Below are 11,542 nucleotides of genomic sequence, written 5' to 3' on the forward strand. Positions count from 1 at the left end.
GTCAGCCAAGAAAAAGCCCGGCGTGATCGCCGGGCTTTTTCAAGTGCTGGGCACTGCAAGCCAGGCTTACAGGATGCTCAGCGGGTACTCGACGATCAGACGCAGTTCGTCGATCGAGCTCGAACCGTAGTAGACGCCATCGCTGGAGCGGTAGGTGGCTTGACGGACGCGGAAGCTCAGGTCCTTGGCAGGGCCTTCCTGCAGGACATATTTCACGTCGATGTCGCGTTCCCATTCCTTGCCGTTGTTGGTGGTCTCGGTGGTTGCACCGGTACCACGGGCGTAGCGGGTCATGAAGGTCAGGCCAGGGATGCCGAACTCGGCGAAGTTCAGGTCGTAGCGAGCCTGCCAGGATTTCTCGTCTTCGGCGTTGAAGTCGGAACGGGCGATGGAGTTGGCCAGGAACACGGTGCCGCCGCCGTCGATGCCGTAGGCGTAGTCACCATCGCCGCTGACTTTCTGGTAGGCCAGGGTGAAGGTGTGGGCGCCGATGTTGTAGGCAGCGGACAAGCTTGCTGCGATGTTGTCCAGATCACGGCTGCCATCGGACTTGGCGACTGCGGCGCCGGTACGGTTGTCGCCGATCGATTTGGTGTCATAGATGTTGAAGTCGAACACCAGGCCCTGATTGTCGCTGATTGGCAGCGCCCAGTTGATGTTGCCGTACCACTTGCGGAAGTGATCTTCCACGCGCGAGTAGTAAAGGCTGGTGCTCAGGCCGTCAGTCACGGCATAGGTGCCACCGAAGACGTTGGCTTCGGTCAGGCCTGGGTTCTTGATGCCAGTAGTGCGGTTCTTGCCGCCGATGCTGTCCTTATAGGATTGGGCTTGGGCGTTCAGGCGAGTGAAGTGACCCGCGTTCAGCTCAAGGCCTTTGATTTCCTTGCTGGTCAGCAAGAAGCCTTCGGCAACTTCTGGCAGCAAGCGGCTATCGTCGGTAGCGAAGACTGGCAGTGCGGTGAACTGGCCACCGTACTTAAGAGTGGTGTCGGAAATACGCAGTTTTACTGCACCGTGCGCTTCGGAGTAGTCATCTTGCGAACGACCGTCGGAGCCAGTCGGGAACAGGCCGGTGCCCGAGGTGCCCTTGCCGCCATCCAATTTCAGGCCCAGCAGGCCGATAGCATCAAAGCCTACGCCGACAGTGCCTTGGGTGAAGCCGGACTCGAACGTACCGATGAAGCCTTGGCCCCATTCGGCGCTACGGCTCTTGTCGTCGTCGTTGTTACGGAAGTCACGGCTGAAGTACAGGTTACGCAGTTTTACACCCAGTTGGCTGTCTTCGACAAAGCCTTTGGATTCATCTTGCGAAGAGGCGATGGCCATCTGCGAGGTCCCTGCCGCAACGGCCAGGGCGATCATGCTCCACTTCATCACGCGCATCGTGATTTGCTCCTTTGGTTTTTAGGAAGAGTACCGCTGCGCCCAAGAGTTTTAGTTATATGGGGCAGCTCTTTCTTGTTATGTCGGCGAAAATGTATATCACGCTGACTGATCTTGGCGATATGTAAAAAGCAACTTTTCAGAAACTTTATAACTTGTCGCTTTTGGTTAATTCCTTGTCGCAAATCACGTCCCGAATCAGGGACGTCCACCCCAGCGCTGCTTCAATCGCCGTCACGAATGTGTAAAGAACACAATCAAGCTGTGAAACTCCCTGGTTTTCCAATGCCGCTGTTGTTATTTGTCGCGTCCACCCGCCCAATGCAGGTGTCGTGCCGACATGGCCGAAAGGGAATGCAACAAGCGTGCACAATTTCACACAGCCTTGATGAAATTTTCACATTCGCCCGTGGTGGCAGGAGAGAACTGCCGGAAACACGGGGGCGTGGCTGTCTGATGGTGTGCCAGTAATACTGGCGAAGTGAAACTGTAAGGTTGCTAACTAACTCAATGTGTTACCGCTAACTGCTCACGCTGAGTAGTTTTAGTGTGAATGAGTCCTGTTTACTGGATTTTTTTGTTTCATTTTGGTGCGAAAAGTAGCGCTGTGTTACCGGCTTGGGGCTCGCAATCGTGTGGCGTGAACCAAAACTGTGCTCCAGCGCCCCTGTGGGCGGCATTTCATGCTGGCGCACGCGAAGCAGGGTATCCTTCGCCCATCAATGCCCGTGATCTACGGGCTGCGTTATTAAAGAAGGAGCGTTGCCGTGTTCGTCCTGGATTCGCGTCTGCAGCAGGATTCCCTGGTCCTGGGAAATTTTCCGCTGTGTCAGCTGTTGCTCAGCAAGGATGCCAACTACCCATGGTTCATTCTGGTCCCACGCCAAGCCGGGATCAGCGAGCTGTTCGACCTGAGTGAAGCCGACCAGCAGTTGCTCTGGCAGGAAACCAACTACCTGGCCGGTGCGCTCAAGGCGGCGTTCAAGGCTGACAAGATGAACGTTGCCACCCTGGGTAATGTGGTCAGCCAACTGCACATGCATGTGATCGTGCGCCGCCACGACGATGCGGCATGGCCGGCGCCGGTGTGGGGCAAGGTGGCTGCGCTCGAATACCGTCAGGAGCAGTTGGATGACATCCGTCAGCGCCTGCGTTCGGTGTTGAATGCCAGCTACAAGGAGGCTTGAAGGTATGTCGCTGGAATCGCAAATCATCGACCTGGAAACCCGCATGGCGTTTCAGGACGACACCATTCAGGCGCTCAATGACGTGGTGGTCGAGCAGGGGCGGGTGATCGATCGCCTGCAGTTGCAGATCGCCGAGCTGATCAAGCGCTACGAGGAAATGGTGGGGCAGTACGGCAGCGAGGGAGAGGAAGCGCCGCCGCCTCATTATTGAGACTGCGGTACTTGCGGGAGCGAGGCTCCCGCAAGGTAGACCCAATCAGCGGCGAGAAACCGCGATCACATCTTCGGCCTGCAGGCCTTTGTCGCGGTGCATGACCGAGAACTCCACGCGCTGGCCTTCGACCAGGACCCGGTGGCCCTCGCCACGAATGGCGCGAAAGTGCACGAAGATATCGTCACCGGAGTCGCGGGAAATAAAACCAAACCCCTTGGACGTGTTGAACCACTTGACGGTGCCGGTATCGCGCTTGCCTGCATCTTGCGTGCTGCTGGCGCTGGCGCGAGCTTTCTTGGGGCTGTGGGCAAAGCCTACGCCCAGGTGCAGGGCGATGGCCAGGGCGGCGCAGAGCAGGGCGGGTAGATCGCCCAGTTCCGGGCGTGCCAGCAGGGTTACGGTCTGCAGGATCACCGCGACCACCAGCAGGGCGCTGGCCAGGTGTTGCAGCTGCTGGCGCGCGCCTCTGCAGTACAACGGCACCACCGGTGCCAGAAGCAGGTTAAGCAGGCCGAGCAAGGCCAGGTAGATGGCCTGCGGTTGCTGCAGGAAAGGTATAGCTTCGGTTTTCAGGCTGGGTATGAGCGACAGCAGCAAAGCTGCAACGCCCGTCACCAGATGGACGATCTTGAACATTTGGTTAGGCTCACATTGATAAGGCCGATCACAGGAAGAGCTGTCAGCGCGGTGCGCAGGAGATAGAAAGCGCGGTCACGCGGCTGGCCAGCCTATGCACCCGGCATTTACAGTCCGCACGGGTGGCACGCTGCCTATTTAACAGCAAAGGCGCAGGCTTCTCAAACCGAGGGGTAGGCGAGCTGATGAGTTGCCGTAGGTCACATGCACGCTGGGGCAAGTCTTGTTACAGTGTGGATCGCCCGCTTGACTCATCAAGCCTTATGGAAAGGGGAACTTCATGGCAATCGATATCGGTATCAGTGAAGAAGATCGCAAGTCCATCGTAGATGGGCTATCCCGCCTGTTGTCGGATACCTATGTGCTGTATCTGAAAACCCATAACTTTCATTGGAACGTGACCGGCCCATCGTTTCGTACCCTGCACCTGATGTTCGAAGAGCAGTACAACGAACTGGCCCTGGCTGTGGACTCAATCGCCGAGCGAATTCGTGCACTGGGCTTCCCAGCGCCTGGCTCCTACGCATTCTACGCACGTCACTCCTCGATCAAGGAGGAGGAAGGCGTACCCCCTGCCGATGAAATGATCCGCCAGCTGGTCGAAGGGCAAGAGGCGGTCACGCGTACCGCGCGCAGTATTTTCCCGGTCGTTGACAAGGTCAGTGACGAGCCGACCGCAGACCTTCTAACCCAGCGCATGCAGGTGCATGAAAAAACCGCTTGGATGCTGCGAGTGCTGCTCGAGGGTAAATGACAATCTGATCCGCTGAACCAGGCCCGGCTGCGCTTCGTGTTGCCGGGCTTTTTGTTTCCTTAAGGAAAGCTTTGCCGCTGCTTTTCAACTCCGTTGCAGCGCTTCATTGGACGCCATGCCCACGTGCTCTGGTGCATGGGCAGTTCTTTTGGCGATGGAGTGGAAACAATGGAAATGGAAATCAGTGGGCAGCGTGGCAAGCGCAATGCTAGCCAGGGTGGGTGTCTGGGCAAGCAGTGCATAGACCCTTTTGGCGCAGACTTCGACATGGCCCAGGTGCGGCCGGTATCGCGCTCGGTGCGGCTCAACGGTTTTGCTACCTGCTTGCGCCTGGAGCAGGTCTACTGGCGAATTCTTCAACGAATCGCCGAAGCCAATGGTTGCTCGGTCAGTGCGATATTGTCCTACGTGGACCGCGAGGTGCACTTGCGCCAGGGTGGGGTGAGGAACTTCAGTGGTCTGATCCGGGTGATTTGTGTAGCCTGGCTGCTTGATCCACCAACCACGCATTGATCGCCGGGCGGGCTGCACAGCACTCTCTAACCATATATAATCGCGGTTTTTGCTGCCCTGGCAGCCAGCGTTGTGGTTGACGAGAGACACCCATGCCCCTTTATGACTATCAATGTGCAGCCTGTGAACACCAGTTCGAAGCGCTGCAGAAGATCAGCGCCGCGCCGCTGACCGATTGCCCGGCCTGTCAGGCGCCGGCATTGAAAAAGCTGCTGTCGGTACCCGGCTTTCGCCTGAGCGGCACGGGTTGGTATGAAACCGACTTCAAGACCGGGGCGAAAAAGAATCTGGCCGGCGGCGACAAGGCCGACTGAGTTGAATTGCAACGTCCGGGTCTTGCACTATAAGGGTTTGCACGAAAAATCACCGATCTGGTTTTTTTCGTACAAGCCCTAAGCCCTTTGGGCGGCCAAGGCCTCCTTGAATACACGAATCACGAGAAGCGAACCACCATCATGATGCGCAGCCATTATTGCGGCCAACTGAACGAGAGCCTGGACGGCCAGGAAGTCACCCTTTGCGGCTGGGTCCATCGTCGCCGCGACCACGGCGGGGTGATCTTCCTCGACATCCGTGATCGCGAAGGCATGGCCCAGGTCGTGTTCGATCCGGATCGCGCCGAGACCTTCGCCGCCGCTGACCGCGTGCGCAGCGAGTACGTGGTGCAGATCACCGGCAAGGTGCGCAAGCGTCCTGAAGGTGCGGTCAACGCCAACATGGCGTCCGGCGGTATCGAAGTGCTGGGCTATGAGCTGACCGTGCTCAACGAAGCCGAGACTCCGCCATTCCCGCTGAACGAATACTCCGACGTGGGCGAAGAAACCCGCCTGCGCTATCGCTTCATCGACCTGCGTCGCCCAGAAATGGCCGACAAGCTGCGTCTGCGTTCGCGTATCACCAGCAGCATCCGTCGCTTCCTCGACGAGAACGGCTTCCTCGACGTCGAGACGCCGATCCTGACCCGTGCCACCCCAGAAGGCGCGCGCGACTATCTGGTGCCTAGCCGTACCCACGCCGGTAGTTTCTTCGCCCTGCCGCAATCGCCACAGCTGTTCAAGCAGCTGCTGATGGTTGCCGGCTTCGATCGCTACTACCAGATCGCCAAGTGCTTCCGCGACGAAGACCTGCGTGCAGACCGCCAGCCGGAATTCACCCAGATCGACATCGAGACCAGCTTCCTCGACGAGTCCGAGATCATGGGCCTGACCGAGAGCATGATCCGCAAGCTGTTCAAGGAAGTGCTGGACCTGGAATTCGGTGAGTTCCCGCACATGACCTTCGAAGAGGCCATGCGTCGTTATGGTTCCGACAAGCCGGACCTGCGTAACCCGCTGGAACTGGTTGACGTTGCCGACCAGCTCAAGGATGTCGACTTCAAGGTCTTCGCCGGTCCTGCCAACGACCCCAAGTGCCGGGTTACCGCCCTGCGCCTGCCAGGCGGCGCCAGCATGCCGCGCAGCAAGATCGACGAATACACCAAGTTCGTCGGCATCTACGGTGCCAAGGGCCTGGCGTACATCAAGGTCAACGAGCGCGCCAAAGGCGTTGAAGGCCTGCAGTCGCCGATCGTCAAGAACATCCCTGAGGCCAACCTCAACGTGATCCTCGATCGCGTTGGCGCGGTCGACGGCGACATCGTGTTCTTCGGTGCCGACAAGTTCAAGATCGTCAGCGAGGCCCTGGGCGCCCTGCGCATCAAGGTCGGCAACGACTTCAACCTGCACACCTGCGAGTGGGCGCCGATGTGGGTAGTCGACTTCCCGATGTTCGAAGAGAACGAAGACGGCAGCTTCACCGCTCTGCACCATCCGTTCACCGCGCCGAAGTGCTCGCCGCAAGAGCTGGAGGCCAACCCGGCCACCGCGCTGTCGCGTGCCTACGACATGGTGCTCAACGGCACTGAGCTGGGCGGCGGTTCGATCCGTATCCACCGCAAAGAGATGCAGCAGGCAGTATTCCGTCTGCTGGGTATCGAAGCGGCGGAGCAGGAAGAGAAGTTCGGCTTCCTGCTCGACGCCCTGAAGTTCGGCGCACCGCCACACGGCGGCCTGGCCTTCGGTCTGGACCGCTTGGTCATGCTGATGACTGGCGCCCAGTCGATCCGTGAAGTGATCGCGTTCCCGAAAACCCAGAGCGCCGCGTGCGTCATGACCCAGGCCCCAGGCATGGTCGATGCCAAGGCCCTGCGCGAGCTGCACATCCGTCTGCGCGAGCAGACCAAGGTCGAGTAAGCGCGACCGGGGTGCATCTGCAAGGGTGCATCCCCGCGCTACGGCGCAGATTTCTTCGCGTTCCGCCCTTCGGGGCGGAACCTGTTTCTGTTTCAAGGATTTGGAGTCGTTATGGCTGGTCATTCCAAGTGGGCGAACATCAAGCACCGCAAAGAGCGCCAGGATGCCAAGAGAGGCAAGGTTTTCACCAAGTGGATCCGCGAGCTGACCGTCGCCGCCAAGCAGGGCGGTCCAGATCCTGCGTCCAACCCACGTCTGCGCCTGGCCCTGGACAAGGCGCTTGGCGCCAACATGAGTCGCGACATCATCGATCGGGCGGTTGCGCGCGGGGCGGGCACCAACGAAAGCGATAACGTCGAAGAGCTCAGCTACGAAGGTTACGGCCCGGGTGGCGTGGCAATCATGGTCGAAGCCATGACCGACAACCGCAACCGCACCGCCGCAGCCGTGCGCCATGCCTTCACCAAGTGCGGCGGCAACCTCGGCACTGACGGCTCGGTCGCCTATCTGTTCGAGCGCAAGGGGCAGATCAGCTTCGACGCCAGCGTGGATGAGGATGCGTTGATGGAAGCGGCCATGGAAGCCGATGCCGATGACGTAGTCAGCAACGACGATGGTTCGTTCGACGTGTTTACCTCCTTCAACAGCTTCTATGCGGTGCGTAATGCCCTGGAAGAAGCCGGCTTCAAGGCCGCCGACGCCGAGATCGTCATGCAGCCGACCACCAGTGCCGAGTTGGACCTGGATGGCGCACAGAAGGTACTCAAGCTGATCGACATGCTTGAAGACCTGGATGACGTGCAGAACGTCTACTCCAATGCGCAGATCTCTGACGAGATCATGGAGCAGTTGGGCTGAGTTAGACTTCAGGGTCTTACCGCCAGTCAGTTGGCTTTGTGTCGCCTTCCCTGGCCTATTCGCGGGCAAGCCCGCTCCCACAGGGTTCAACGCTAGCCCTGTGGGAGCGGGCTTGCCCGCGAATAGGCCAGGGAAGGCAGCAGCGCCCTCACTGAACGATGTGGCCTACCACTTTTAAATTGCAGGCGTTATGACTCTGATTTTAGGTATCGACCCCGGCTCGCGCATCACCGGTTTCGGCGTGGTACGCCAGACCGCGCGTGGTTGCGAGTACGTGGCATCGGGCTGTATCCGTACCGGTGCTGGCGAGTTGCCTGAGCGTCTGCAGATCGTATTTCGCGGTGTCAGCGAGATCATCCAGCAGCATGGCCCGGTAACAATGGGCATCGAACGGGTGTTCATGGCGCGCAACCCCGACTCGGCGCTCAAGCTTGGCCAGGCCCGGGGCGCGGCAATCGTCGCGGCGGTCGAGGCGGGCCTGGAGATCGCCGAATACAGTGCGACCCAGGTCAAGCAGGCAGTGGCCGGGACCGGCGGGGCGAATAAAGAGCAGGTCATGCTGATGGTCATGCACCTGCTCAAACTGACGCAGAAACCGCAGATCGACGCCTCCGACGCCCTGGCCATCGCCTTGTGCCATGCCCACACCCGCTCCAGCCTGATCCCCCACGGCTTGACGACTGCGCGGCGACGCGGCGGGCGCTTGCGTCTGTAGCCGCTTCATGCGCTGATACACATTTTGTCCGGGTGAGACGTTCACCCGGCGCATTTGCTGATAGGGTTGACCGGTCGCTGACCGGCACCCCAGAGGAAGGATCGGAACGTGATTGGACGTTTGCGTGGCACCCTGGCGGAAAAACAACCGCCGCACCTGATTATCGACGTCAATGGCCTGGGCTATGAGCTTGAAGTGCCAATGACCACCTTGTACCGCTTGCCCAAGGTCGGCGAGCCGGTGACCTTGCACACCCATCTGGTGGTGCGTGAGGACGCGCACCTGCTCTATGGCTTCGCCGAACGCCGTGAGCGCGAGCTGTTTCGTGAGTTGATCCGCCTTAACGGCGTCGGCCCCAAGCTTGCGCTGGCGCTGATGTCCGGTCTTGAAGTAAACGATCTGATCCGCTGCGTACAGGCCCAGGACGCTTCGGCGTTGGTGCGTGTGCCGGGGGTCGGCAAGAAGACCGCCGAGCGTCTGCTGGTCGAGCTCAAGGACCGGTTCAAGGCCTGGGAAACCTCCCCCGCCATGTTTACCCTGGTGTCCGATGGCCCAGCTCCGGTCGGCAGCGCTTCCACTGCCGAGGCCGATGCGGTCAGCGCCCTGGTTTCGCTGGGTTACAAGCCTCAGGAAGCGAGCAAGGCAGTGTCGGCAATCAAGGACAAGGCCGGCATGAGCAGCGAAGACCTGATCCGCAGCAGCCTTAAAGGGATGATTAGCAAGTGATCGAAACCGACCGCCTGATCGCCGCCTCCGGACGCGACCGCGAAGAAGTCCAGGACCGCGCGATTCGCCCGCTGAGCCTGGATGAGTACATCGGCCAGCCGGTGGTGCGCGAGCAGATGGCACTGTTCATCCAGGCCGCGCGCGGGCGTAGCGAGTCGCTGGACCATACCTTGATCTTCGGCCCGCCGGGCCTGGGCAAGACCACCCTGGCCAACATCATCGCCCAGGAAATGGGCGTATCGGTGAAAAGCACCTCTGGGCCGATTCTTGAGCGTCCGGGCGACTTGGCAGCGATGCTGACCAATCTTGAGCCGCATGATGTGCTGTTCATCGACGAGATCCACCGGCTGTCGCCGATCGTCGAGGAAGTGCTGTACCCGGCCATGGAAGACTTCCAGCTCGACATCATGATCGGCGAAGGTCCGGCGGCGCGCTCGATCAAGCTCGACTTGCCGCCATTCACCCTGGTTGGCGCGACCACCCGTGCCGGCATGCTCACCAACCCCTTGCGCGACCGCTTCGGCATCGTTCAGCGCCTGGAGTTCTACAGCGACAAAGACCTGGCCACCATTGTCAGCCGCTCGGCGGGCATCCTGGGCCTGGTGATCGATGCCCAGGGCGCCTTTGAAATCGCCCGCCGTGCCCGTGGCACGCCACGGATCGCCAACCGCCTGCTGCGCCGCGTGCGCGACTACGCCGAAGTGCGTGGCAAGGGCGAGATTACCAAGGCCGTGGCGGATCTGGCGTTGAATCTTCTCGATGTCGACGAGCGCGGCTTCGATCATTCCGACCGGCGCCTGCTGCTGACCATGATCGAGAAGTTCGACGGCGGTCCGGTAGGGGTCGACAACCTGGCAGCAGCGATCAGCGAAGAGCGGCACACCATCGAAGACGTGCTCGAACCCTACCTGATCCAGCAGGGCTACATCATGCGCACTCCGCGTGGGCGGGTGGTCACCCGGCATGCCTACCTGCACTTTGGCCTGAACATTCCCGGGCGTTTGGGTGAGGGTGCTGACTTTTCTGATTCTGCCGATGAATGACAGATCGAACCGGGCTTTTTGTGGTCTCATCGCTGGCATGCCGATGGCGCGCTGGCAATACGACATTATCGATGAAAAAACAGTTGCCGGGGCGGATTGGCAAGCTGAGGAGTAAGCACTAGAGTATGCGCGCGCAAAATCAGCTGGAATCGTTCGCACACCGCTGTCGCGTCTATTACGAAGATACCGACGCAGGTGGCGTGGTGTATTACGTCAACTACCTGAAATTCATGGAGCGTGCGCGCACCGAGCGGCTGCGACACCTGGGCTTTTCCCAGCATCAACTGGCCGGGCAGAACCTGTTGTTCGTGGTGCATTCCAGCGAGGCGCGCTATCACGCGCCGGCACGTCTGGACGATGAACTGCGAGTCACCGCGCAAGTAACTGAATTGAATCGCGCCAGCCTGCGTTTCGTGCAGCAGGTCTGGCGAGAAAAAGATGCAACGCTGCTCTGTGAGGGGCAGTTCCTGGTGGCCGCCGTGCGCGCCGACACTTTCAAACCCCGGGCCATCCCCCCAGAGCTGCGCGACGCTTTCCTGGCGGACGGTACGGGTACTCAATCGATTGCAGGAGAATAAGCGTGGAAGCTAACGTCGTCGACCATACCTCCATGTGGAGTCTGGTCAGCAATGCCAGCGTGGTAGTACAGCTGGTAATGCTGACCCTGGTGGCCGCCTCGGTCACCTCATGGATCATGATCTTCCAGCGCAGCACCATGCTGCGCGCCGGTCGTCGTGCGCTGGATGCCTTCGAGGAGCGTTTCTGGTCGGGCATCGATCTGTCCAAGCTGTACCGCCAGGCGGGCAGCAACCCAGACCCGGATTCGGGTGTCGAGCAGGTCTTCCGGGCCGGTTTCAAAGAGTTCTCGCGCCTGCGCCAGCAGCCGGGTGTCGATCCGGATGCAGTCATGGAAGGCGTTGGCCGGGCCATGCGCGTGGCGATCTCGCGTGAGGAAGAGAAGCTTGAGCAAAGCCTGCCGTTCCTCGCCACCGTCGGTTCGACCAGCCCGTACATCGGCCTGTTCGGTACCGTCTGGGGCATCATGAACTCCTTCCGCGGCCTGGCTTCGGCGCAACAGGCAACCCTGGCCACCGTAGCGCCAGGTATCGCCGAGGCCCTGATCGCCACCGCGATCGGCCTGTTCGCCGCGATCCCGGCGGTCATCGCCTACAACCGTTTCGCCGCGCGCAGCGAAGTGCTGATCGGTCGTTACTACACCTTCGCCGACGAGTTCCAGGCGATCCTGCACCGCAAAGTGCACACCAGCGAAGAGTAATCAGGT

At 60.1% G+C, this 11,542-nt stretch carries 14 protein-coding genes; 12 read left to right on the forward strand and 2 right to left on the reverse strand.

The genetic code is table 11. The annotated features are described in order from the left end of the window. Window positions 1–66: 66 nt before the first annotated feature. Window positions 67–1,383, reverse strand: coding sequence for an OprD family porin (locus tag OIU19_RS17935; protein ID WP_264236150.1), 1,317 nt, complete (start codon window positions 1,381–1,383; stop codon window positions 67–69). A 767-nt stretch (window positions 1,384–2,150) separates the two neighbouring features. Here OIU19_RS17935 and OIU19_RS17940 point away from each other — a divergent pair. After that, window positions 2,151–2,570: an HIT domain-containing protein gene (locus tag OIU19_RS17940; protein ID WP_264236151.1), complete on the forward strand. Its 420-nt coding sequence runs from the start codon at window positions 2,151–2,153 to the stop codon at window positions 2,568–2,570. 4 nt (window positions 2,571–2,574) lie between these two features. After that, window positions 2,575–2,781 (forward strand): SlyX family protein, encoded by a 207-nt coding sequence (locus OIU19_RS17945; protein ID WP_264236152.1) that lies wholly within the window; start codon window positions 2,575–2,577, stop codon window positions 2,779–2,781. A gap of 45 nt (window positions 2,782–2,826) precedes the next feature. Here the strand turns inward: OIU19_RS17945 and OIU19_RS17950 are convergent, their stop codons facing one another. After that, window positions 2,827–3,420: a cold shock domain-containing protein gene (locus OIU19_RS17950; RefSeq protein ID WP_319004534.1), complete on the reverse strand. Its 594-nt coding sequence runs from the start codon at window positions 3,418–3,420 to the stop codon at window positions 2,827–2,829. A gap of 280 nt (window positions 3,421–3,700) precedes the next feature. On the opposite strand from OIU19_RS17950, the gene OIU19_RS17955 reads away from it, so the two are divergent. The 10 genes from OIU19_RS17955 to tolQ all read left to right on the forward strand — a co-directional run bounded on the left by OIU19_RS17955 (window position 3,701) and on the right by tolQ (window position 11,536). Beyond that, a complete protein-coding gene (locus tag OIU19_RS17955) occupies window positions 3,701–4,174 on the forward strand; it encodes a Dps family protein (protein ID WP_186555362.1) in 474 nt (157 codons plus the stop codon). A 174-nt stretch (window positions 4,175–4,348) separates the two neighbouring features. After that, window positions 4,349–4,687: a ribbon-helix-helix domain-containing protein gene (locus OIU19_RS17960; protein WP_264236232.1), complete on the forward strand. Its 339-nt coding sequence runs from the start codon at window positions 4,349–4,351 to the stop codon at window positions 4,685–4,687. A 92-nt stretch (window positions 4,688–4,779) separates the two neighbouring features. Continuing rightward, a complete protein-coding gene (locus tag OIU19_RS17965; RefSeq protein WP_186555361.1) occupies window positions 4,780–5,001 on the forward strand; it encodes an FmdB family zinc ribbon protein in 222 nt (73 codons plus the stop codon). Between the two features lie 141 nt (window positions 5,002–5,142). Continuing rightward, window positions 5,143–6,918 (forward strand): aspartate--tRNA ligase, encoded by a 1,776-nt coding sequence (gene aspS, locus OIU19_RS17970; protein ID WP_264236153.1) that lies wholly within the window; start codon window positions 5,143–5,145, stop codon window positions 6,916–6,918. Window positions 6,919–7,029: 111 nt separating this feature from the next. Continuing rightward, on the forward strand, window positions 7,030–7,776 hold the full coding sequence (locus tag OIU19_RS17975) for a YebC/PmpR family DNA-binding transcriptional regulator (protein WP_186555359.1): 747 nt from the start codon (window positions 7,030–7,032) through the stop codon (window positions 7,774–7,776). A 190-nt stretch (window positions 7,777–7,966) separates the two neighbouring features. Further along, window positions 7,967–8,491, forward strand: coding sequence for a crossover junction endodeoxyribonuclease RuvC (gene ruvC / locus OIU19_RS17980; RefSeq protein WP_186555358.1), 525 nt, complete (start codon window positions 7,967–7,969; stop codon window positions 8,489–8,491). Window positions 8,492–8,599: 108 nt separating this feature from the next. Then, on the forward strand, window positions 8,600–9,217 hold the full coding sequence (gene ruvA / locus OIU19_RS17985; protein WP_186555357.1) for a Holliday junction branch migration protein RuvA: 618 nt from the start codon (window positions 8,600–8,602) through the stop codon (window positions 9,215–9,217). Beyond that, on the forward strand, window positions 9,214–10,260 hold the full coding sequence (ruvB, locus tag OIU19_RS17990; protein WP_186555356.1) for a Holliday junction branch migration DNA helicase RuvB: 1,047 nt from the start codon (window positions 9,214–9,216) through the stop codon (window positions 10,258–10,260). Before ruvA ends, ruvB begins: the two co-directional genes overlap by 4 nt. 125 nt (window positions 10,261–10,385) lie before the next feature. After that, on the forward strand, window positions 10,386–10,838 hold the full coding sequence (gene ybgC / locus OIU19_RS17995) for a tol-pal system-associated acyl-CoA thioesterase (RefSeq protein WP_186555355.1): 453 nt from the start codon (window positions 10,386–10,388) through the stop codon (window positions 10,836–10,838). A 2-nt stretch (window positions 10,839–10,840) separates the two neighbouring features. After that, entirely contained in the window at window positions 10,841–11,536 is a 696-nt protein-coding gene (gene tolQ / locus OIU19_RS18000; protein WP_010952367.1) for a protein TolQ, read from the forward strand. Window positions 11,537–11,542 lie beyond the last annotated feature (6 nt).

Origin of the sequence: Pseudomonas sp. BT-42-2 (genome assembly GCF_025847435.2) — a bacterium.
Lineage (GTDB): Bacteria > Pseudomonadota > Gammaproteobacteria > Pseudomonadales > Pseudomonadaceae > Aquipseudomonas > Aquipseudomonas urmiensis.